At 72.2% G+C, this 20,896-nt stretch carries 21 protein-coding genes; 11 read left to right on the plus strand and 10 right to left on the minus strand.

Annotated elements, in window-relative coordinates; translation table 11 throughout:
• A partial coding sequence (locus JKV81_RS21380) for an MFS transporter (protein ID WP_202077298.1) occupies positions 1–508 on the minus strand: 508 nt, incomplete at its 3' end.
• A 196-nt stretch (positions 509–704) separates the two neighbouring features.
• Here JKV81_RS21380 and JKV81_RS21385 point away from each other — a divergent pair.
• Entirely contained in the window at positions 705–1,295 is a 591-nt protein-coding gene (locus JKV81_RS21385) for an acyl-CoA-like ligand-binding transcription factor (protein WP_129262412.1), read from the plus strand.
• Between the two features lie 29 nt (positions 1,296–1,324).
• Here the strand turns inward: JKV81_RS21385 and JKV81_RS21390 are convergent, their stop codons facing one another.
• Positions 1,325–2,062 carry a metallophosphoesterase gene (locus JKV81_RS21390; RefSeq protein ID WP_129266917.1) on the minus strand — a complete coding sequence of 246 codons (738 nt, stop codon included), beginning with the start codon at positions 2,060–2,062 and terminating at the stop codon, positions 1,325–1,327.
• Between the two features lie 99 nt (positions 2,063–2,161).
• Between JKV81_RS21390 and JKV81_RS21395 the strand changes: the two genes are divergently transcribed.
• Together JKV81_RS21395 and JKV81_RS21400 are read left to right on the plus strand one after the other, a co-directional pair.
• Positions 2,162–2,776, plus strand: a complete 615-nt coding sequence (locus tag JKV81_RS21395; protein WP_202077265.1) for a CGNR zinc finger domain-containing protein — start codon at positions 2,162–2,164, stop codon at positions 2,774–2,776.
• Between the two features lie 250 nt (positions 2,777–3,026).
• Complete coding sequence (locus tag JKV81_RS21400) at positions 3,027–3,260, plus strand: MmyB family transcriptional regulator (RefSeq protein ID WP_129262416.1); 234 nt, start codon at positions 3,027–3,029, stop codon at positions 3,258–3,260.
• A gap of 21 nt (positions 3,261–3,281) precedes the next feature.
• Here the strand turns inward: JKV81_RS21400 and JKV81_RS21405 are convergent, their stop codons facing one another.
• Positions 3,282–4,040, minus strand: coding sequence for a GntR family transcriptional regulator (locus JKV81_RS21405; protein ID WP_202077268.1), 759 nt, complete (start codon positions 4,038–4,040; stop codon positions 3,282–3,284).
• A 395-nt stretch (positions 4,041–4,435) separates the two neighbouring features.
• On the opposite strand from JKV81_RS21405, the gene JKV81_RS21410 reads away from it, so the two are divergent.
• The gene (locus JKV81_RS21410) at positions 4,436–4,798 is read left to right on the plus strand and encodes a hypothetical protein (protein ID WP_307820589.1); all 363 of its coding nucleotides are present in this window, start codon (positions 4,436–4,438) and stop codon (positions 4,796–4,798) included.
• Positions 4,799–4,873: 75 nt separating this feature from the next.
• Here the strand turns inward: JKV81_RS21410 and glnA2 are convergent, their stop codons facing one another.
• Entirely contained in the window at positions 4,874–6,235 is a 1,362-nt protein-coding gene (gene glnA2, locus JKV81_RS21415; RefSeq protein ID WP_099176388.1) for a gamma-glutamylpolyamine synthetase GlnA2, read from the minus strand.
• A 245-nt stretch (positions 6,236–6,480) separates the two neighbouring features.
• Here glnA2 and JKV81_RS21420 point away from each other — a divergent pair, with 245 nt between their 5' ends.
• From JKV81_RS21420 to JKV81_RS21440, 5 genes are all read left to right on the plus strand, one after another.
• The gene (locus tag JKV81_RS21420; protein WP_129262422.1) at positions 6,481–7,155 is read left to right on the plus strand and encodes a thioredoxin-like domain-containing protein; all 675 of its coding nucleotides are present in this window, start codon (positions 6,481–6,483) and stop codon (positions 7,153–7,155) included.
• Positions 7,156–7,223: 68 nt separating this feature from the next.
• Positions 7,224–7,886, plus strand: a complete 663-nt coding sequence (locus JKV81_RS21425) for a DUF305 domain-containing protein (RefSeq protein ID WP_202077301.1) — start codon at positions 7,224–7,226, stop codon at positions 7,884–7,886.
• 124 nt (positions 7,887–8,010) lie between these two features.
• On the plus strand, positions 8,011–8,436 hold the full coding sequence (locus JKV81_RS21430; RefSeq protein WP_129262427.1) for a CBS domain-containing protein: 426 nt from the start codon (positions 8,011–8,013) through the stop codon (positions 8,434–8,436).
• 145 nt (positions 8,437–8,581) lie between these two features.
• Positions 8,582–10,096 (plus strand): multicopper oxidase family protein, encoded by a 1,515-nt coding sequence (locus JKV81_RS21435; protein WP_372444237.1) that lies wholly within the window; start codon positions 8,582–8,584, stop codon positions 10,094–10,096.
• Positions 10,097–10,268: 172 nt separating this feature from the next.
• On the plus strand, positions 10,269–12,023 hold the full coding sequence (locus JKV81_RS21440; protein WP_202077271.1) for an NAD+ synthase: 1,755 nt from the start codon (positions 10,269–10,271) through the stop codon (positions 12,021–12,023).
• Between the two features lie 79 nt (positions 12,024–12,102).
• Here JKV81_RS21440 and JKV81_RS21445 read toward each other — a convergent pair whose 3' ends face one another.
• Entirely contained in the window at positions 12,103–12,915 is an 813-nt protein-coding gene (locus tag JKV81_RS21445; RefSeq protein WP_129262433.1) for a hypothetical protein, read from the minus strand.
• Positions 12,916–13,109: 194 nt separating this feature from the next.
• On the opposite strand from JKV81_RS21445, the gene JKV81_RS21450 reads away from it, so the two are divergent.
• A complete protein-coding gene (locus JKV81_RS21450) occupies positions 13,110–14,351 on the plus strand; it encodes an MFS transporter (protein WP_202077275.1) in 1,242 nt (413 codons plus the stop codon).
• On the opposite strand, the gene JKV81_RS21455 is transcribed toward JKV81_RS21450, so the two are convergent.
• Positions 14,348–15,562, minus strand: coding sequence for an MFS transporter (locus JKV81_RS21455; protein ID WP_202077278.1), 1,215 nt, complete (start codon positions 15,560–15,562; stop codon positions 14,348–14,350). The genes JKV81_RS21450 and JKV81_RS21455 overlap by 4 nt on opposite strands.
• 225 nt (positions 15,563–15,787) lie before the next feature.
• Positions 15,788–16,717, minus strand: coding sequence for an oxidoreductase (locus JKV81_RS21460; RefSeq protein WP_202077280.1), 930 nt, complete (start codon positions 16,715–16,717; stop codon positions 15,788–15,790).
• 19 nt (positions 16,718–16,736) lie between these two features.
• On the opposite strand from JKV81_RS21460, the gene JKV81_RS21465 reads away from it, so the two are divergent.
• Entirely contained in the window at positions 16,737–17,411 is a 675-nt protein-coding gene (locus JKV81_RS21465; protein ID WP_129262439.1) for a TetR family transcriptional regulator, read from the plus strand.
• On the opposite strand, the gene JKV81_RS21470 is transcribed toward JKV81_RS21465, so the two are convergent.
• The 3 genes from JKV81_RS21470 to JKV81_RS21480 form a co-directional block, all read right to left on the minus strand.
• Positions 17,377–18,570, minus strand: coding sequence for a Cmx/CmrA family chloramphenicol efflux MFS transporter (locus tag JKV81_RS21470; protein WP_129262441.1), 1,194 nt, complete (start codon positions 18,568–18,570; stop codon positions 17,377–17,379). The genes JKV81_RS21465 and JKV81_RS21470 overlap by 35 nt on opposite strands.
• Before the next feature lie 368 nt (positions 18,571–18,938).
• Positions 18,939–19,961 carry an endonuclease/exonuclease/phosphatase family protein gene (locus JKV81_RS21475; protein WP_129262443.1) on the minus strand — a complete coding sequence of 341 codons (1,023 nt, stop codon included), beginning with the start codon at positions 19,959–19,961 and terminating at the stop codon, positions 18,939–18,941.
• 167 nt (positions 19,962–20,128) lie between these two features.
• Positions 20,129–20,827 carry a TetR/AcrR family transcriptional regulator gene (locus tag JKV81_RS21480; protein ID WP_129262445.1) on the minus strand — a complete coding sequence of 233 codons (699 nt, stop codon included), beginning with the start codon at positions 20,825–20,827 and terminating at the stop codon, positions 20,129–20,131.
• Positions 20,828–20,896 lie beyond the last annotated feature (69 nt).

The raw sequence follows: 20,896 nt of genomic DNA on the forward strand, positions 1-20,896 counted from the left end.
CGATGAAGAAGCACCAGCGCCAGCCGAGCCACGAGGTGTCGGTGATGAACCCGCCGAGCAGCGGCCCGCCGACGGTGGCCACGGCCATGACGCCGCCGAGGTAACCGTTGTACCGGCCGCGCTCCTTGGGGCTGATCATCGCGGCGATGATCACCTGGACGAGCACCTGGAGCGCGCCCATGCCGAGGCCCTGGATCACTCGGAAGCCGATGAGCTGCCCGGTGGACTGGGCGAAGCCGCAGGCGATCGACGAGACGACGAACAGGCCGATGGCTATCTGGAGCAGCAGCTTCTTGCTGAACAGGTCGGCGAGCTTGCCCCAGATCGGGGTGGAGGCCGTGGAGGCCAGCAGGGTCGCGGTGACGACCCAGGTGTACTGGGACTGGGTGCCGTTCAGCGATCCGATGATCTGCGGGAGGGCGACCGAGACCACCGTGCTGCTGATCATCGCCACGAACAGCACGATCAGCAGCCCGCTCAGGGCGCGCATCACGTGGCGGTGGTCCATGGGCGCGGCCTCTGCGGGCGCGGCCGTCTGTGCGCTCACGCGCAACCTCCGGGGCATTCGAGGGTGTTCGGGAAGGAAGGGTGCAGCAGAAAAGGGGGAGCGGAGAGGAAGGCTTCATCATACATGCACAGTGGGCAATTTTGCTCACTGTGCAACTTCCCTGGTCGCACCGATGCGCCGCGTAGATAATGGGCGTATGGAAAGCCCTGTGGGACTGCGGGAACGCAAGAAGGCGGCCACGCGGCAGGCCGTGCACGAGGCGACGATGCGGCTGACCGTCGAGCTCGGCTTCGACCAAGTGACGGTGGAGGCGGTGGCCGACGCGGCCGGCATCTCCCGCAGGACGTTCTCGAACTACTTCACCAACAAGGAGGACGCCCTCCTCTACGGCGAGGAACAGCTCATCGGCTCACTGGTGCGCGCCATCAGGGACCGCCCCGCCGACGAGCCGGCCTGGACGGCGCTGAGGGCGGCGGTGACGGAGTTCTCGCGACGGGTCGAGCCCCCGGAGCGGGAGTGGGCCGTGCGCACGAGGCTCGCCATGCGCCACCCCTCGCTCCTGGCCCGCCAGCTCGCCAATCACGCGGAGCTGGAGCGTGACCTGGCGGACGCCATAGCCGTACGGAAGGGCCCCCGGAACGGCCCGGTCCGTCCGGCGGTCCTGGCGGCCGCGTTCCTCTCGACGCTGCGGATCGCGATGCGCATGTGGATCGAGGAGGACCTGGCCCGGGCGCCCGGCGAAGTGATCGACGAGGTCCTCGAAGAGATGGCGCGAAGCTTCGACTGACAGCGGCGCCCGGGCGCGCGGGGTGGGGCTCAGATCACGACCCGGTAGTGGGTGGTCAGCCGGCCGTCGTCGCCCAGGACGTGGAAGGCGAGGCCGGGGGGCTGCTCGCGGTCGGCGGGGCGGTCGCCCTCCCAGGGCATCCGCAGCGTCCAGGTGATCGCCGGCCCCACGATCAGGGGGCGCCCCGCGAAGACGGACGCCGCCGCGGTGTGGGCGTGCCCGGTGAGGACGGCGGCGACCCGCGGGTGTGCGTCGAGCAGGGCCGCCAGGTCACCGGGGCGCTCCAGCATGCCGGAGTCGGGCAGCGGGTGGTGGAGTTCGACGGGCGGCTGGTGAAAGGCGATCAGGGCCCGCTGCCCCTCGGGCAGTCCGGCCAGCGTGGAGTCGATCCAGGCGAGCGTCCGCTCGTCGAGGCGCCCCTCGTCGCGGCCGGGGATGGTGGAGTCGCACATCAGGATCGCCACGCCCGCGATGTGGTGGACGCGGTTGACGGGCCCGGCCTCGGGCGCCTCCCCCAGCAGCGCCTTCCGGTACGCCGGACGCACGTCGTGGTTCCCGGGGCACGGGAGGACCGGGAAGGGCGCGGCCAGGATCCGCGCGGCCTCCTCGTACTCCGCCTCCGCCCCGTGGTCCGCGATGTCCCCGGTGACCAGCACGGCGTCGACGGGGCGGGGCAGGGCCCTGAGGTGGTCCATGACGCGTACGGCGCGCCGGGTGGCCCTCTCGGTCCCGTCCAGGTGCAGGTCACTGATCTGCGCGAGCAACAAGGCCACGACTCCCCCTAATGCTTGTTTCCAGTTATCCGTTAGAGACCATAGGGTGTGTGCGCCACGGCAATCAACCGGTACGGGCAGGAGCGGGGCCTCATGGAGCGCTGGGCGGCACTGGAGCTGGCGAGCACGATCCGCCACGACGGCGAGGGCGGGGTGACGGACGATCTGGCCACGGTCCAGGGCCTGGAGGACTGGATCGCCCACCACCGGACGCTGCTGGACGACCACGTCCCCGCGTACGGGGGAACGGTGGACGAGGACCTGCGGCTCCGCGTCGTGGAGGTACGGCGCGCGGTGCGGGCGCTGTTCGCCCGCGCGGTCAGCCCCGCGCGCCCCAGCCCCCCGGACGCGCACCGGCTGATGCCGGTGGACCGCGCCGTGGCCCACCTGAACGCGACCGCCGCGCTGGTCCCCGTGGTCCCCCGGCTGGACTGGCCGCCCGAAGGCCCCCCGGTGACACGCCTGTCGGCGACACGGGACGACCCGCACCCCGTACTCCTCGCGGCGCTCGCGCGGGCGGCCGTCGACTTCCTCGGCGGCCCGCAGCGCGACCGGCTGCGGGCCTGCACGGCACCTCGCTGCGTGCGCTACTTCGTGAAGGGCCACGGCCGCCAGGAGTGGTGCAAACCCGCCTGCGGCAACCGCGCCCGCGCGGCCCGCCACTACGACCGCCACCACCGGCCCCAGGGCGCCCGGGACGAAATCTGAAGGGACCAAGGACAGTTGCCCGCGATGCGGAGGGCGGCGGAAGTGCCGAAACCCCTGCCGGTATCCACCCGCCGCAGTCAGCAGACCGTGCCCGGGCCGGCCGCCGTGGCCCGGAGGTGGGCCGCCGCATGGACATTCACGCCTGGAATCCGATGGACGCTCCGTATGGAAACGGGCCGCAATACTCAGGACCAGCGCATGGCGGCCCTCGTTGGTGAACTCTCCATGCGGACGACGACTTCCGGCGCTGGTGGGGCGACACCACATCGCCACCCGGAGCAGGGGCAGCAAGATCCTGCACCACCCCGTCGCCGGTGAGCTGACCTTCGACTGCGACGCCCTCACCTGCACGACCGACCCCGACCAGCAACTGGTCGTCCGGACCGCCGAACCGGGCATCCCCTCCCACGACGGCCTGCGCATCCTGGCCTCCTGGGCGGCGGAGCACCCCGAGCCCAGACTGGAAAACGGGCCTCCGGCGTAGCCGATGCCGAGTGGCCCGGCTCTATGCGTCGAAGTCGTACTCAAGGACGTAGGAAGCGGAGTCGAGCGTCATCTCGTTCACCTCGACGGGTCGGCCCTCGTCCGCGAACGCAGTGCGACAGATCAGCATGACGGGAGTGCCTGTCGAGAGTTGCAGGTCGTCCGCCTCGGCCTTGGAAGGCATACGCGAGCGAATCTCCTCCCGGAAGTGGACGGGCTTGAAGCCCAGTTCGGCGAGTCGTGCGTACACGCCTCCCGGGCCCGTGTCCTCTCGGGTGACCGCGGACCCTGCGACCAGTGAGGCGGGGAGGTACGAGGTGGCCAGGAGAACCGGCTTGCCGTCCAGCACGAAACGGCGACGACGTACGCAGACAGGACTGCCCGGCTCCATTCCCAACACTCCGGCAACGCGGTCGGGCACCGGTTCCTCCGTGACTCTCACGTTGTCCACCACGAGGACACGGCCCCCGGTCTCCGCCGCCCAGACCGAACGGCCCTCACCCCACTGCGACTGAGCCAGCCGCGTGATGCCCCGGCGTCTCAGAGGGCGAAAGGAGCGTACGAACACCCCTGCGCCCTGCCGGGACTCGGCAATGCCTTCGTTCTGCAGGAGGCCAAGGGCCTGGCGGGCGGTCATGCGCGCCACTCCGTGGTCGGCCATCAGATCATTCTCGCCCGGCAGCCGATCGCCAGGGCCGTAGCGCCCGACCTGAATGGCATCCCGCAGCGCATCCGCGATGCGCTGGTACTTCGGCTGCCTCTTGGCGCCTTCGGTGGCCATGAATGATCTCTCCCTCGCCTCTCTGGACAGCCTAGAGGCTGCTTCCACGAATGGAACGTGCGTCCCCACGCATGGAACGCGGCCGGCCTGGCACCTACCAACTCGCCCTCCGGCCCCACGGAGCGGCACACCCTGGAGGGCGTCTTCACTGATATCTCTAGAGAGGTCGTCGCGTAGCGATGACTCCGGAGGGACTCACTCATGCCATCGTCCAGCGCTGGTTCCGTACGGATGACACTGCGGGTGTCGCGCGATTCCGGCCGGACATGGGGGCCTCCCACCGAGACACGCGTAGGCGATGAGCGGGTACCACCGGACACCCTCGGCGGCTTCCCTCCATGCGCCTGCCAGCGTCGCGTGGAGCGGGACCAGCGCGCTTCCTTCCGGATGGCGCCGTGATTCGGGGCACGCATTGGCGCCGCGTGCCGCCGGGCCTGGCGCTGGAAGCGCGGGAGCGGTCGACCTCGGGCTACGTCGACAGTGCTGCGCAGTGCCAGCTCTCGGCGCACAACACCGGTGAGCACCACGGCCTGCTCGATGACCTGGAGTACGGCACCGCGCTGTGGCTCCGCTGGAGCGAGACCGCAGTGGCCCTGGCCGCCCTCCCGGACTGCCCCGCCGTCGGCCCGGGCCCTGACGGCGAAGGCTGTTGCCTGTTCCTCGGCCACACCACGCCGCACACCTGGGCAGACATGGACGAAGAGGTTAGCGCAAGTGAAGACCGGCCAAGCCTGATCCAACCGGGCCCCGCACACTGATACGGCTTCGGGCCGACGGGACGGACCCGCCGGCCCGAAGCCGTGTACACGCGCCTCGACGGCGCTGACCTGTGCTTACAGCACCGGCAGCAGGTTCTTCAGCTCGAAGGCCGTGACCTCGCTGCGGTACTCCTCCCACTCCTGCTTCTTGTTGCGCAGGAAGAAGTCGAAGACGTGCTCGCCCAGCGTCTCGGCGACCAGTTCGCTCTTCTCCATCAGCGAGATCGCCTCGCCCAGGTTCTGCGGGAGCGGCTCGATGCCCATCGCGCGGCGTTCCGAGTCGGAGAGGGCCCAGACGTCGTCGTCGGCGCCGGCCGGGAGTTCGTAGCCCTCCTCGATGCCCTTGAGGCCCGCAGCGAGCAGCACGGCGTACGTCAGGTAGGGGTTGGCGCCGGAGTCGATGGAGCGGACCTCGACGCGGGCCGAGCCGGTCTTGCCGGGCTTGTACATCGGGACGCGGATCAGTGCGGAGCGGTTGTTGTGGCCCCAGCAGATGTACGAGGGTGCCTCGCCGCCCGCGCCGGCGGAGCGGCTGGAGCCGCCCCAGATGCGCTTGTACGAGTTGACCCACTGGTTGGTCACGGCGGAGATCTCCGCGGCGTGCGTGAGCAGGCCCGCGATGAAGGACCGGCCGACCTTGGAGAGCTGGTACTCGGCGCCCGACTCGTAGAAGGCGTTGCGGTCGCCCTCGAAGAGGGAGAGGTGGGTGTGCATGCCCGAGCCCGGGTACTCCGAGAACGGCTTCGGCATGAAGGTGGCCTGCACGCCCTGCTCCAGCGCGACCTGCTTCATGACCAGGCGGAAGGTCATGATGTTGTCGGCGGTGGAGAGCGCGTCCGCGTACCGCAGGTCGATCTCCTGCTGGCCGGGGGCGCCCTCGTGGTGGCTGAACTCGACCGAGATGCCCATCGATTCGAGCATGGTGATCGCCTGGCGGCGGAAGTCCATGCCGACGTTCTGCGGGGTGTGGTCGAAGTAGCCGGAGCTGTCGGCCGGGGTGGGGCGGCTGCCGTCGACCGGCTTGTTCTTCAGCAGGAAGAACTCGATCTCCGGGTGGGTGTAGAAGGTGAAGCCCAGGTCGGACGTCTTCGCGAGGATGCGCTTGAGGACGAAGCGGGGGTCGGCGAAGGAGGGCGAGCCGTCCGGCATCAGGATGTCGCAGAACATCCGCGCCGTGCCCGGGGCCTCCGCGCGCCACGGAAGGATCTGGAACGTGCCGGGGTCCGGCTTCGCGATCATGTCCGATTCGTATACACGGGCGAAGCCCTCGATCGCGGAGCCATCGAAGCCGATGCCCTCGTCAAAGGCCTGTTCGAGCTCGGCAGGGGCCACGGCGACGGACTTGAGGTAACCGAGGACATCGGTGAACCACAGCCGTACGAAGCGGATGTCGCGCTCCTCAAGGGTCCTGAGGACGAATTCCTGCTGCTTGTCCATAGCCACATCCTTGCAGTTCAGACGGTCCGTGCACCACCGCCCGGGGTAGGGGAGACACCTCAGTATCACGACCCGGGATTTCACCCAGATTACGCACACGGTGTGAGAGAGAGCACGCGGCCACCCACTACGATCGGCGCCCGTGGTGTGCAAGGGCCGCGGCCGCCCGGCCATGGCCCGCCACGACCAGGTTTTCCCGCTCCGCTCCCGTCCCTCCCGACCCCTTGGCAGAAGGACCCGACGTCATGAGCTTCGACCGCAGGACCCGCATAGAGCAGATGCGCAGTGCCGACCGTGCGCGCGACCGCCGTAACCGCGTCGTCGCCATAGGCCTGAGTGCCGTCGTGGTCGCCGGGCTGCTGGGTTTCGGGTCCTACATGCTCCTGGAGAAGTCCGAGGCGAAGGAGAAGTCCGGGGAGAGCCGGGCCCAGGACTCCAAGCAGACCGAGCAGGAGAAGGCGGACCTCGCCGCGGAGCCGATCGCGGGCGAGAAGACGTGGGACGCGAAGAAGCTGACCCGCGACCACGTGACCACGGACGTGAAGTACCCGATGGAGCCTCCCGTCGGCGGGAACCACAATCCGGCCTGGCTGAACTGCGACGGCGTCGTATACGAAAAGGCCGTCCCGAACGTCAACGCCGTGCACGCCCTGGAGCACGGCTCGGTCTGGGTGACGTACAACGGCAAGGCGTCCGCCTCCGATGTCGAGGCGCTCGCGTCCCGGGTCGGGAGCACCCCGTACTCCCTGATGTCGCCGTACGAGGGCCAGGACGGCGCCATCATGCTGAGCGCCTGGGGCAAGCAGGTCACGGTGGACGGGGCGGACGACCCGCGGGTGGCCCGCTTCTTCGCGCGGTACGTCCAGGGCGCGCAGACGCCCGAGCCGGGCGCGCCCTGCACCGGCGGGGTCGACGGGTGAGCCTGGCGCACGACCCGGGTCCGGCGCACGACCCGAGCCCGGTGCTCACCCGGCGTACGCGGTGGGTCATGGGCTCCGCCGTGGCCCTCGCCCTGCTGTTCGCCGGTGCGGCCACGGTCGCCTCCGCGCGGGACGACGGGGTTCCGGCCTCCGTGCCCCGTACGCCCTCGGCGCGGTCCGCGGACGCGGGGTTCGCGCGGGACATGGCCGTCCACCATCAGCAGGCGGTGGAGATGTCGTTCCTCGTGCGGGATGTGACGCGGGACGAGGACGTACGGCGTCTCGCGTACGACATCGCCCAGACCCAGTCCAACCAGCGGGGCATGCTGCTCGGCTGGCTGGACCTGTGGGAGCTCCCGAAGACGGCGCCGGACGGGCAGGAGCCGATGGCCTGGATGGAGGAGGCCGGGGACAGCCACAGCGGTCACGACATGCACGGCATGGCGGGGATGGACGGTATGGACCGTGACGGGGCCCTCATGCCCGGCATGGCGACCAGGACCGAGCTCGGGCAGCTCCGTGCGGCCCGTGGGAAGCAGGCCGAGATCCTCTTCCTGCAGCTGATGACCGACCACCACAAGGGCGGCGTCGCGATGGCCCGCGGCTGTGCCGAGCGGTGCACCGTGCCCGTGGAGAAGCGCCTGGCCCGGGGCATGGTCGAGGCCCAGCAGTCCGAGCTGGACCTGATGGCGGACATGCTCGCGGCGCGCGGGGCGGCGCCCCGTTCCTGAGCGCGGGAACGGCCCGGCGTACGGCCGAACGGGTGACAGCGTTCGCGTGCGCCGGGCGGGCCCGTGACGATGGAAGGACTCGGGGCCGTACACCAGTGCCCACGGGCACGCAGGAGGCAAGCCCATGACCACGGCCAAGGACATCATGCACACGGGGGCCCACTGGATCCCCGCCCACGAGACGCTCGACCGCGCCGCGCAGATGATGCGTGACCACAAGGTGGGGGCACTTCCCGTCTCCGCCAACGGTGAGCAGGATCGGATGGTCGGGATCATCACCGACCGCGACATCGTGATCGGCTGTGTGGCGGAGGGACACGATCCGTCGAAGGTGACGGCGGGCGAACTCTGCGAGGGCACCCCGCGCTGGATCGAGTCGTCGGCGGACGTCGAGGCGGTGCTGGAGGAGATGCAGAGCCACCGGATCCGCCGGCTCCCCGTGGTCGAGGACAAGAAGCTGATCGGCATGATCAGCGAGGCCGACCTGGCGCTCCACCTCACGGACGAGCAGGTCGCCGGCTGGGCGGAGATGGTCTACGCCCGCGGCTGACGCCCCTGCCGGGGCACCGCCCGTGCCCCCGTCGCACCGACCCGGAAGGCCCGGCGCCCCTCGTACGCGGGAGGAGCGCCGGGCCGCCGGGTGTCGGGGCGCCGCGCTTATACCCGCCAGGGGTACGGTGCGCAATATGTCTGAAATGCCCACTCGTCGCGCCCTGCTCGGCGCCGGTATCGCCCTCGCGGGAACAGCAGGCCTCGCCTTCCGGGCCGTGGCGTCCCCGGCCGTCGCGCCCCCGGCCCCCGCCTCTCCCTCCCGCGCCCCCTCCCCCGCGCGCGCCGCGGACCAGTACGTCACCCCCGACGGGCCGGAGGTGGTGGACGCGGAGAACCGGCGGGGCGCCGGGCCGCTGCGGAAGGTCTCGCTCACCGCCGCCGCCTCCCGCCTCGACCTGGGCGGCGGGCTCACCGTCCCCACCTGGGCGTACGGGGACCGTCTGCCCGGTGACGCGATCCGGATCACGGCGGGCGACACCCTGGAGCTCGCCCTGGCCAACCATCTGACGCAGAGCACCACCATGCACTGGCACGGCCTCTCGATCCGCAACGACATGGACGGGGTGCCGACGCTGACCCAGCAGCCGGTCAAGGCGGGCGCCGACTTCACCTACCGGTTCGCGGTCACGCACCCGGGGACCCACTGGATCCACCCGCACTCCGGGGTCCAGCTCGACCGGGGGCTGTACGCGCCGCTGATCGTCGAGGACCCGAAGGAGCCGCTCGCCTACGACAAGGAGTGGGTCGTCGTCCTCGACGACTGGCTGGACGGGGTGGACGGCTCCACCCCCGACGCGGTCCTCGACGAGCTCACCAAGGGCCGGGGCGCCGCCCACGACGCCGCCGGTCACGACTCGGCGCGCGCGGGCCGCGCCGAGGGCCCCTCCCGTCTGCTGGAGGGGGCGGAGAGCGATCTGCTCGGCGGCCACGCCGGCGATGTCGCCTACCCCCACTACCTGGTCAACGGGCGCAGGGGCGAGGACCCCTCGGTCTTCGAGGCCCGGCCGGGCGACCGCATCCGGCTGCGCGTCATCAACGCCGGCGGGGACACCGCGTTCCGGCTGGCGCTCGGCGGTCACCGGATGACCGTGACGCACACGGACGGCTTCCCGGTGCGGCACGCGGAGACCGACGCCCTGCTGCTCGGCATGGGTGAGCGTTACGACGTGCTGGTGACGGCCGGCGACGGGGTCTTCCCGCTGACCGCCCTCGCCGAGGGCAAGGGCGCCTCGGCCCTGGCCGTGCTGCGTACGGGGACGGGGGCGCTGCCGCCCGCCTCCGTGCGGCCCGCCGAGCTGGACGGCGAGCTGGTCACGGCCGACCGGCTGGCCCCGGACGAGTCGGTGGCACTGGCGGAGCGTGAGCCCGACCGGACCGTGCGGATCACGCTCACGGGCTCCATGGCGGCGTACGACTGGGGCTTCGACGGCAAGAGTTACGACCCGGCGGCGCGCAGCCCCGTCCGGGCCGGGGAGCGGGTGCGCCTGGTCTTCACCAACCGCACCGCCATGTGGCACCCCCTCCATCTGCACGGCCACACGTTCGCGCTGGCCGGCACGGGTCAGGGGGCCGGTCTCGGGGCGCGCAAGGACACCGCGGCGATCCTGCCGGGGCGCACGCTGACCGTCGACTTCGACGCGGACAACCCGGGGCTGTGAATGCTGCACTGCCACAACGTCTACCACGCGGAGGCGGGGATGATGACGGTCCTCGGCTACCTGCGCTGACCCCTCACCGGGCCCGTCCGGGGGCGGTCCGCCGCTCCCGGACGGGGTGGCTCCCGTCAGGTGCACCAGGGCATCGCGTCAGTCAGACGATTACACTGGCGGGGTGCCTCAACTACGTCTCGCTCTCAATCAGATCGACGCGACCGTCGGAGACCTCGCCGGCAACTCCGAGTCGATCGTCCACTGGACCCGGCACGCCGCCGAGCAGGGCGCCCACCTGGTGGCGTTCCCCGAGATGGTGCTGACCGGCTACCCCGTCGAGGACCTGGCCCTGCGGTCCTCCTTCGTCGAGGCCTCGCGCGGTGCGCTGCGCGCGCTGGCCGCCCGCCTCGACAAGGAGGGCTTCGGGGAGCTGCCGGTCGTCGTCGGCTACCTCGACCGCTCCGAGTCGGCCGCGGCGCGCTACGGCCAGCCCGCCGGGTCCCCGCGCAACGCCGCCGCGGTGCTGCACCGGGGCCGGATCGCACTGAACTTCGCCAAGCACCACCTGCCGAACTACGGCGTCTTCGACGAGTTCCGGTACTTCGTGCCGGGCGACTCGATGCCCGTCGTGCGGGTGCACGGCGTCGACGTGGCGCTCGCGATCTGCGAGGACCTCTGGCAGGACGGCGGTCGTGTCCCGGCGGCGCGCGCCGCCGGTGCCGGGCTGCTGCTGTCGATCAACGCCTCGCCGTACGAGCGCGACAAGGACGACACCCGGCTGGAGCTGGTCCGCAAGCGCGCCCAGGAGGCCGGCTGCACGACGGCGTACCTGGCGATGATCGGCGGCCAGGACGAGCTGGTCTTCGACGGGGACTCGATCGTCGTCGACCGGCACGGCGAAGTCATCGCCCGCGCCCCGCAGTTCGCCGAGGGCAGCGTGATCCTCGACCTGGACCTGCCGGCCGCGGCGGACCGGCCGCCGTCCGGGGTCGTCAACGACGGGCTGCGCGTGGACCACGTGGTGCTGAGCGAGGAGCCGCTCCCCGCCTACGAGCCGGAGCTGGCCGGCGGCTACGCGGAGCGGCTCGACGACGACGAGGAGCTGTACTCGGCGCTGGTCGTGGGGCTGCGCGCGTACGCCGCGAAGAACGGGTTCAGCAGCGTCCTGATCGGGCTCTCCGGCGGCATCGACTCGGCGCTGGTCGCGGCGATCGCCTGCGACGCGCTGGGGGCCCGGCACGTGTACGGCATCTCGATGCCCTCGAAGTACTCCTCCGACCACTCCAAGGGCGACGCGGCGGAGCTGGCCCGGCGTACCGGGCTGAACTTCCGCACCGTACCGATCGAGCCGATGTTCGACGCGTACATGGGGTCGCTGGGGCTCACCGGTCTCGCCGAGGAGAACCTCCAGTCGCGGCTGCGCGGCACGATGCTGATGGCCGTCTCCAACCAGGAGGGCCAGATCGTGCTCGCGCCGGGCAACAAGTCCGAGCTGGCGGTGGGCTATTCCACGCTGTACGGGGACTCCGTGGGGGCGTACGGGCCGATCAAGGACGTGTACAAGACGTCGGTCTTCCGCCTCGCGAAGTGGCGCAACCGCGCGGCCGAGGAGCGCGGGCAGACCCCGCCGATCCCGGAGGCGTCCATCACCAAGCCGCCGAGCGCCGAACTGCGGCCGGACCAGGTGGACACGGACTCGCTGCCGGACTACGACGTGCTGGACCGGATCCTGGAGCTGTACGTCGACCGGGACCAGGGCCTGGACGCGATCGTGGCGGCCGGGTTCGACGAGGCGCTGGTGACGAGGACGCTGCGGATGGTGGACACGGCGGAGTACAAGCGGCGGCAGTACCCGCCGGGCACGAAGATCTCGCCGAAGGGCTTCGGCAAGGACCGCCGGCTGCCGATCACGAACCGGTGGCGCGAGTCGAGTTGACCGGGGCGCCGGGCGCCGGTCCGTACGAGCGGTACGGACCGGCGCCGTCGGCGTCGCCGGGAGCGGGAGCCGGCGGGCGTCAGCGGAGCAGTGCCCCGCGCAGGGTGATGCCGTGCCGTGTGCGCAGCCGCCGGAGCTCCCACAGCGCCAGGGCGGTGACCGACAGCGGTCCTCCCAGGGTGAGGGCCAGCCGCACCGCGAACGGCACGCTGCCGTAGGCGCCCTGGAAGAGGTCGAAGAGGGCGACCTCCCAGACGAGCAGCGTCGCGAGCAGCGGGGGGACGGTCTCGTGGAGGTCCGCCGTGCGGAAGACGTGCACGAGCGACTGCGCGATGCCGTACAGGGCGAAGGGGGCCAGCCACAGGAGCCAGGCGCCCAGGGCGAACAGGAGCAGCACCCGCCCCGGTGACGCCGTCCAGTCCGTGTCCTCGGTGACGTAGCCCAGCCCGGTGATCAGCCTCGGCGTGGCGAGCGTGACGAACAGGGCGAGCAGCGCCCCGGCGGGCTTGGCGGCGCGGCGCAGGAACAGGCCCCGGTGGGGCGGGCGGGCCGCCGCGATGAACACGGCGACGGCGACCGGGAAGGTCACCGCCAGCGTGATGAGGGTGGTGCGGATCTGGCCGAAGCGGTCGTCCATCACGGCGTCGGCGTCCGATGCCAGCCCGTAGGACAGCAGCATCCACACGATGGCGCCCATCCCGAGGACGGTCCGTACGACCTGTGCCTTCTTCACCGCCGGGTCGTGCACACGGTCCGGCCGGGAGGGGGTGAACACCGCACGCCCCACGGCGATCGGGTTGAAGAGCCGTCCGAAGGTCAGCCGGCGCACCGGGGGTGCGGGCTGCCCTCCCCCGTACGGATTCCATGGCGCGCCGCCCCCGTTTGCGCTCATCCGCGCGTCCTTCCCCCGAGCCGCATCCAGATGTCATGAGGAGGATACGCGGGCCCCGGCGCGTGAACGTGCCTCTGTTCCGCCGCGGTTGTGAGGAATTCTCCCGATGCCGCGCCCCCACCTCAGTCGTCAGCATGGCCGGGTGAGCGCCCCCGGCCGGGTGCGCGGGCCGGGGCGGATGCGGGGAGCGGACGGTGGTGTGTGGCGCGGTGGTACGGGATCGGACGGCCCGGCTCTGCCTGACGGGGCTGCTCGTCTCCGGGTTCGGTACGTCCGCGATGTGGCTGACCGCCGGTGTCTGGGTCAAGTCGGTGACCGGGTCGGACAGTCTGGCCGCCCTCACGGTGTGCGCGATGTGGGCGCCGGTCCTGGCGGGCCCCGCCATGGGTGCGGTGGCGGACCTGGTGTCCCGCAGGCTGCTGCTGGTCACGGTGAACCTGGTGATGGGCGGCCTGATGGCCTCGCTCCTGCTCGTCGCCCCGGACCACCGGATCGGTGTGCTGTTCGCGGTGCTGTTCGTGTACGGGGTGAGCGGCGTGCTGCTGGACGCGGCGGAGGCCGCGCTGGTGGCGGGGGCGGTCGACGCCCGGCTGAGGGGCGACTTCAACGGGCTGCGTACGACGGTGAACGAGGGCATGAAGCTGCTCGCGCCCCTCGCGGGCGCCGGGCTGTTCGCCCGGTACGGCGCGGGTCCCGTGGTGGTGCTGGACGCGGTGACGTTCGCCGTGGCGGCCCTGGTCTACGCACGGGTGCGGGAACCGGCGGGGCCGGCCGGCGGGAGGGCGCTGCGGGGCGGTACGGCGGCGGGCATCCGGCTGGTGCGCGGCTCGGCGGCCCTGCGGCCGCTGGTGTACGCGGGAGCGCTGACGATGCTGCTGGCGGGGCTCAACGGGGCGGCGGTGTACGCCGTCGTGGAGGCGCTCGGCCGTCCACCGGCGTTCGCCGGGGTGCTGTACGCGGTCCAGGGCGCGGGTTCCGTGGCGGCCGGGCTGCTGGCCGGGCCCCTGCTGCGGCGGATGCCGGAGCGGGCCTTCGGCGGGGCGGGGATCGCGGTGTTCGCGGTGGCGGTGGGGGCGCGGGCGCTCGGCGGTGACGCGGTGGCCCTCGCGGCGAGCGCGGCGATCGGGGCCGGTCTGCCGTGTGTGCTGATCGCCGCGATGACGGCGGTGCAGCGGGAGACGCCGGACGCGCTGCTGGGCCGCACGGCCGCGGCGGCCACCTCACTGATGACGGTGCCGAACGCGGTGGCACTGGCGGCCGGCGCGGGGCTGGTCGCCGTGGTGGACGTGCGGCTGCTGCTGCCGCTGGCGGCGCTCGCGGGGCTGGCCACGGCGGCCCGGCTGGGGTGGGGGCAGGGGCGTGGCGGGGGTGGCGGGCGGCGGCGTGGCGGGGGTGGCCCGTCCGCCGCCCCCGCCGCCCGTCGTCGTACCGGCTAGAGGGAGTGCGTGTCCGCCGGCTCGCGCGTCTCGGTGCGGGTGCCCGTCGCCACGACCCGCGAGGTGCCCGGGGTCCGGTCCAGCACACCTGCGGTGACCGCCACGGCGAGTCCGGCCACGGCCAGGACCGCGCCGACCAGGGCCGGTGACGTCCAGCCCCAGCCCGCCGCGATGGCGACCCCGCCGAGCCAGGCCCCGCCGGCGTTGGCGAGGTTGAAGGCGGAGTGGTTGGAGGCGGACGCCAGGGTGGGGGCGTCCTTCGCCTTGTTCATCACGAGCATCTGCAGCGGTGTGGTCGTCATGAAGCCGACGGCGCCGAGCAGGACGACCATGACCAGCGCGGCCCACTGCACATGGACGGCGAACGGGAAGACGACGAGGACGACCGCGAGGGCGCCCAGCGAGCCGTAGAGGGTGGGGCGCAGCGCCCGGTCGGTCAGCGGTCCGGCCGCGAGTGCGCCGAGGGTCATCCCGATGCCGAAGAGGGCGAGCACGAGCGTCACCGAGGACTCGCCGAAGCCCATGGCCTCGGTCGTCATGGACGAGAGGTAGGAGTAGACGGCGAACACACCGGCGAAGCCGAGGACGGCGGTGAGCAGGCCGAGGACGACCTGACGGTTGCCGAGGGCGCTGAGCTCGCGGCGTACGTTCTGGTGCGCGTCCACGGGGATCTGCGGGACGAGGCGGGCGAGCGCGGCCATCGCGACCAGGCCGATCACCGCGACCACCAGGAAGGTGGCGCGCCAGCCGAGGTGCTGGCCCAGCAGGGTGGCGGCGGGTACGCCGACGATGTTGGCCACGGTCAGGCCGAGGAACATGGTGGCGACGGCGCGGGCCTGGCGCCCGTCCGGCACGAGCCGGGCGGCGACGACCGCGCCGACGCCGAAGAAGGCGCCGTGCGGCAGCCCGGCCAGGAAGCGTCCGGCCAGCAGCCAGCCGAAGTCGGGGGCGAAGGCGGAGGCGAGGTTGCCGACGGTGAAGACGGCCATCAGCAGCAGGAGCATCCGCTTGCGCGGGATCCTGGAGCCGAGGCCGGTGAGCAGCGGGGCACCGAGGACGACGCCGATCGCGTACGCCGAGACGAGGTAACCGGCGGTGGGTACGGACGTTCCCAGATCGTCCGCGACGTTGGGCAGCAGGCCCATCATCACGAACTCGGTGGTGCCGATGCCGAAGGCGCTCACAGCGAGGGCGAGCAGGGCCAGGGGCATGGAGGAGACCTTTCGGGCAGGGGGCCGCCCGTGCCGTGGAGGGCCGGGTGGCGGCGGAGTGTGTGCGGGAGCGTCGGCTTCTTTGCCGGGACGGGGTTATGTACCCCGTCGGAACAAAGTCTCTCAGACGTTTTATGCCCGGACGTGAACATGCCGTTGCGTCGGGGTGTGATGTGGACGTCACTCGGCCGGTCCACCCCCGCCCCACTCCGCGTTGCCGGTCACCTAGAGCGCGTACCGCACCTCCGTCAGACGCTCGGACAGCTCCCACAGGCGTGCGCCCGTCGCCGGGTCGGCCGATGCCGGTGACGGGCTGACGCGCGCCAGGGCGCCCCGCAGCTCGGCCGGGCCGTCCGGGCCGATGAACTCGCCGCCCCGCACCCCCGGGTCGGTCGCCGCGAACAGCTGCGGCAGGGCGCCGCGCTCCGGCCGCTGGGCGAGCAGGGGGTTGCCGATGCGGCCGAGCAGCAGGCGCCACAGGCCCACCGGGGTGCCCTTCTGCAGTCCGGTGGCGGTGTATCCGGGGTGTGCGAGCACGCTGCGGACCGGGCTTCCGGCCCCCTCCAGGCGCCGGTGGAGTTCCTGGCCGAAGACGGCGTTGGCGAATTTGGACTGGTTGTAGAAGGCCATCGGGGCGTAGCCGCGCGCGCCGTCCACGTCGTCGAAGCGCATACGGCCCTGGCGGTGGTTGACCGAGCTCACCGTGACCACCCGGGGGTCACGGCCGGCCGCCAGCAGACCGAGCAGCAGTCCGGTCAGGGCGAAGTGGCCGAGGTGGTTGCAGGCGAACTGCAGCTCGTGTCCCTGCGCGCTCAGGGTCCGGGGCGGCGCCATCACCCCGGCGTTGTTGACGAGTACGTCGATCCGCGCCCGGTCGGCGCGCAGCCGCCGGGCGAAGTCGCGGACGGACTCCAGGTCGGCGAGGTCGAGGCGGCGGACCTCCAGGGAGGCCTTCGGCTGTTCCGCCGTGATCCGGCCGGCCACGCTCCGCCCCTTCTCCTCGTCGCGTACGGCGAGGACCACATGGCCGCCCCTGCGGACGAGCGCCTCGGTGGTCGCCAGGCCGAGGCCACTGGTCGCGCCGGTGACGACGGCCACCCGCCCTGTCTGGTCCGGGATGTCCCCGGCGGTCCACTTCTGCTGATGCCGTGTCATGCGGCACATGCTGCCCACAATGGCACTTGGTGTCAACGAGGAAACTCGGTGCCATTCACGGCATGCTGTGTACGATGAGGGGGTGAACACCCGCCCCGCAGCCGGCCTGGCCGAGCGCAAGCGCCAGCTCGTCTCCGACGAACTCACCGAAGCCGCCCTCCAGCTGATGGCCCGTAAGGGATTCGACGCCGTGACCGTCGACGAGATCGTGGCCGCGGCGGGTGTCTCCAAGCGCACGTTCTTCCGCTACTTCGCGTCCAAGGAGGACGTGGTCGTCCAGTTCCTGACCGCCATGGGCACCGGAATCCACGGGGCGCTGGCGGACCGCCCCGCGGGTGAACCCCCGTCCGTGGCCCTGCGGCACGCGGTCCAGGTCCCCCTGGCCGAGTGCGCCGGCCACTCCGAGCGGACCCTGCGCGTGGTGCGGCTGATCCTGCGTACGCCCGCTCTGCTGGCGCGCTTCCTGGAGCGCCAGGAGCAGTGGCGTGAGGATCTGGCGGCGGAGCTGGCGCGGCGCGAGGGCTCCGGCGCGGAGGCCGGGCTGCACGACCGGCTGGCCGCGGGCACGGCGCTCGTCGCCTTCAACACGGTGCTGCGGAGCTGGTGCGACGGGGACGGCGCGGAGGACCCGGCCGCTCTCACCGACCGGGCCTTCGCCGTCATCGCTCCGGCGCTGGACGCCTCCGGGCGCTGAGGGTCCTCCGTACGGCGTCCGATGACACCGACAGCGCCGCCGTGCCCGCGAGCGCCAGGCACATCAGCAGGGCGCTCACCCAGACCGGGGCGCGGAAGCCCAGGCCCGCGCCGAGGGCCAGGCCGCCCAGCCAAGGACCCGTCGCAGCGCCCACGTTGAAGGCGGCCGTGGCGAAGGAGCCCGCCATCGTGGGGGCGTCGGGGGCCAGGTGGAAGACCCGGGTGATCAGCGCCGTACCCGTGCCGAAGGCCAGTGCCCCCTGGAGCAGGACGAGGGTGAGCGCCGCCACCGGGTGGCCGGCGGTCAGCGCCAGGGCGGCCCATCCGGCGGCCAGGGCGGTCATGCCGAGCCCGATGACCGCGTCCGGGCGGGCGTCGGCCAGCCGGCCGGCGAGGGTGACCCCCGCGAACGAGCCCACGCCGAACAGGGCGAGCACCACGGGCACCCAGCCCGCGCCGAAGCCGGTGACCCGGGTGACCAGCGGTTCCAGATAGGAGAACGTGCAGAAGGTGGCGCCCTGCACGAGCGCCATCACCAGCAGGGTGAGCAGCAGCCGGGGCCGGGCCAGGGCGCGCAGTTCACTCCTGGCGCCCGCCTGCGGCGCACCGTCGGGGCGGCCGCCCGGCACGGCCACCAGCAACGCGACGGCCGCCGGTACGGAGACGAGGGCCACGGCCCAGAACGCGGCGCGCCAGCCCCAGAGTTCGCCGAGCAGCGCCCCGGCGGGGACGCCCACCACGCAGGCGACGGTGACCCCGCCGACGACCACGGCGGTGGCCCGCGCCCGCCGGTGCGGGCCGGCCAGGGCGAGGGCGGTGACGAGCGCCACGGCCCAGAATCCGGCGTTGGCCAGGGCCCCCACGACCCGGGTGGCGAGCAGCACCCCGTAGCTGGAGGTCAGGGCGCCGACGACATGGACGGCGACGAAGACGCCGAGGAAGAGCAGCAGCGCCCGGCGCCGGGGCCAGGTGCGGCCGGCGAGCGCGGTGAGCGGTGCACCGGCCACCATCCCGACCGCGAAGGCCGAGGTCAGGAGTCCGGCGGCGGCCAGCGAGACGTGGAGGTCACCGGCGATGGACGAGAGCAGGCCGGAGAGCATGAATTCCGATGTGCCCTGGGCGAAGACCGCCAGACCGAGCACGTATACGGCGAATGGCATGAGAAGGAGACCCCTTGTGCGGAACCGTCGGAGGAACGAGCGGTGTGCAGGGGATGCGGGCCGCGCCCGTCGTCGCGCGCGAAGGCGCGAGGACGGCGACACGGTGGAATGTCCGGTGTCCGCACGGAACATGAGCACGGAACATGAGCACGGGACATGAGCACGGGACATGAGAGGGACGGAGAACCGGCCCGCACCGCCGAGGATCCGGCGGTGGCCGACGGCGTGACGGGGAAGCCCGGCGACCGCTGGGGTCGGAGGCTTACGGCGTCACGTGCGGGGCCACCGGCGGACCGGCGGCCGGAGTCTGTCGGACTCGGGGCTGGACATCGGTGGAAGCCTACCGCCTCACCGGAAGGCGGCGGTGCTCACAGCTGTACGCGGGCCGCGATCGGCAGGTGGTCGCTGTCCGTGGCGGGCAGGGTCCAGGAGGCGAGGGGTTCGACGCCCCGGACCATGATCTGGTCGATCCGGGCCATCGGGAACGCCGCCGGCCAGCTGAAGCCGAAGCCGTCGCCCGCCGCGCCCTGGGTGGAGCGCATCTGGGCGGTGACCGCGTTCAGCGAGCGGTCGTTCATCGTGCCGTTCAGGTCGCCGAGCAGGACCACCCGCTCCAGCGGTTCGTCGGCGATCGCCTCGCCCAGCGCGTCCGCGCTGTCGTCCCGCTGGTTGGCGGTGAAGCCGGCGTGCAGCTTGACCCGCACGGAGGGGAGGTGGGCGACGTAGACCTTGATCCTGCCCTCGGGGGTGGTGACCGTGGCCCGCATGGCGCGGGTCCAGCCCAGCTTGATGTCGACGGGGCTGGAGTCGGTCACCGGGTACTTGCTCCACAGGCCGACGGTGCCCTGGACGGAGTGGTGCGGGTAGCGGTCGGCGAGCGCGTCCTCGTACGCCGCGACCTTGCCGGTCGGCAGCTCCTGGAGGGCCACGATGTCCGCGCCGGAGCCGGCGACCTGCTGGGCGGTGCCCGCGGGGTCGGGGTTGCCGGCGTTGACGTTGTGCGTGGCGACGGTGAGGTCGCCGCCGCTGCCGGACTTGTCGGCGAACAGCAGGCCGCCGAAGAGGTTGAGCCAGACCGCGACCGGCAGGACGAGGGCGATCACGGCCGTCGCGGAGCGCCGGACCAGGCCGAGGATCAGCAGGACCGGCAGGAGCACGCCGAGCCAGGGCAGGAACGTCTCGATGAGGCTGCCCAGGTTGCCGACGGCGTTCGGGATGTCCGAGTGGAAGACCATCACGACGGTCAGGAACACCGAGCAGAGCGCCAGGAGGATGCCGCGCCGCCAGATGCCCCGGTCGGTGGCCAGCCTGTGACGCAGGGCCCGGAAACGGGAGCCCGTCCGCGGTCCCGTGTCGGCGTCCTCGGTGTCCGCCCTGTACGCCTGCACCATTGCGCTCGTCCTCACTGCCTTGCCGTACACATCACCGCGCCTCCCGACCCTAGGCGATGGGTGACGCCGTTCCTGCCGTCGACGACGGCCGTACTGCCATCAGGACGACGGAACCGGTGCGGAGGGTTCCGGCCACGGAGCCCGTTGTGAAGCTCGTGACAGAACGCTCACACCGGGGCCGTCGTCGGTTTCAAGGCTGTGACCTGCGGGTTCGCCGAGTGGGGCGCGAGGCCCTGGAGGAGGGTCCGGATGATCCGGTCGGCGAGGTCCTCCGGCAGGGGCGCGTCGGGGCGGTGGACGGTACGGACCAGCATCGGTCCCAGGAACAGATCGTCCATGAGCTCCACGTCGAGGTCGTCGCGGAGCTCCCCGGCGTCCACCGCCCGCCGTACGGCCGCCAGCATCGCGTCACGGCGCGGCGCGATGACGGTGCTCTGGTACTCGGTCCAGAGCCTGGGGTGCTTCTTCATCTGCACGAACACGTTGTGCAGGAGCGTGGAGGAGCGCTGTGCGAGGCCCCGCGTCCGCATGGACTCCAGCAGGACGCGCAGATCGTCCAGGCCGGCGGTGCCGGAGACGGTGGGGCCGTCGGGCTCGATGTCGCGCAGTACGTCGAGGAAGAGCTCCTCCTTGCCACTCCAACGGCGGTAGATGGTGGCCTTGCCGACCCCGGCGGTGCGGGCGACGCGTTCGATGGACAGGCCGTCCAGGGTCTCCCCCGACTCCAGCAGCTCCAGGACCGCGTCCAGGATCGCCCGCTCGGCGGCGGCGCTGCGGGGGCGGCCGCGGCGCGGTTCCTGGCAGGGCGGGCCCCCGGCCGGGTCCTGCCCGGGGTCCTGCGCCGGGTTGTGTGCCGCCTGCCGCACGTGGGCCGCCTCTCGCTGCGCCGTCCGCCGTCACTGTTCGCCGTGCGTCCCGGTTCCCGGTCCGCCGTA

Origin of the sequence: Streptomyces silvae, assembly GCF_016745505.1 — a bacterium.
Lineage (GTDB): Bacteria > Actinomycetota > Actinomycetes > Streptomycetales > Streptomycetaceae > Streptomyces > Streptomyces silvae.

Bases quoted from the DNA above. Each gene is read 5' to 3' on its own strand.
- JKV81_RS21385 (WP_129262412.1), top strand. From the start codon at position 705: ATGGAAAGCCCTGTGGGACTGCGGGAACGCAAGAAGGCGGCCACGCGG.
- JKV81_RS21430 (WP_129262427.1), top strand. From the start codon at position 8,011: ATGACCACGGCCAAGGACATCATGCACACGGGGGCCCACTGGATCCCC.
- JKV81_RS21445 (WP_129262433.1), bottom strand. From the start codon at position 12,915: ATGAGCGCAAACGGGGGCGGCGCGCCATGGAATCCGTACGGGGGAGGG.
- JKV81_RS21475 (WP_129262443.1), bottom strand. From the start codon at position 19,961: ATGGTGCAGGCGTACAGGGCGGACACCGAGGACGCCGACACGGGACCG.
- JKV81_RS21465 (WP_129262439.1), top strand. From the start codon at position 16,737: ATGGCACTTGGTGTCAACGAGGAAACTCGGTGCCATTCACGGCATGCT.
- JKV81_RS21435 (WP_372444237.1), top strand. From the start codon at position 8,582: ATGCCCACTCGTCGCGCCCTGCTCGGCGCCGGTATCGCCCTCGCGGGA.
- JKV81_RS21455 (WP_202077278.1), bottom strand. From the start codon at position 15,562: ATGCCCCTGGCCCTGCTCGCCCTCGCTGTGAGCGCCTTCGGCATCGGC.
- JKV81_RS21425 (WP_202077301.1), top strand. From the start codon at position 7,224: ATGGGCTCCGCCGTGGCCCTCGCCCTGCTGTTCGCCGGTGCGGCCACG.
- JKV81_RS21420 (WP_129262422.1), top strand. From the start codon at position 6,481: ATGAGCTTCGACCGCAGGACCCGCATAGAGCAGATGCGCAGTGCCGAC.
- JKV81_RS21405 (WP_202077268.1), bottom strand. From the start codon at position 4,040: ATGGCCACCGAAGGCGCCAAGAGGCAGCCGAAGTACCAGCGCATCGCG.
- JKV81_RS21395 (WP_202077265.1), top strand. From the start codon at position 2,162: ATGGAGCGCTGGGCGGCACTGGAGCTGGCGAGCACGATCCGCCACGAC.
- glnA2 (WP_099176388.1), bottom strand. From the start codon at position 6,235: ATGGACAAGCAGCAGGAATTCGTCCTCAGGACCCTTGAGGAGCGCGAC.
- JKV81_RS21470 (WP_129262441.1), bottom strand. From the start codon at position 18,570: ATGCCATTCGCCGTATACGTGCTCGGTCTGGCGGTCTTCGCCCAGGGC.
- JKV81_RS21460 (WP_202077280.1), bottom strand. From the start codon at position 16,717: ATGACACGGCATCAGCAGAAGTGGACCGCCGGGGACATCCCGGACCAG.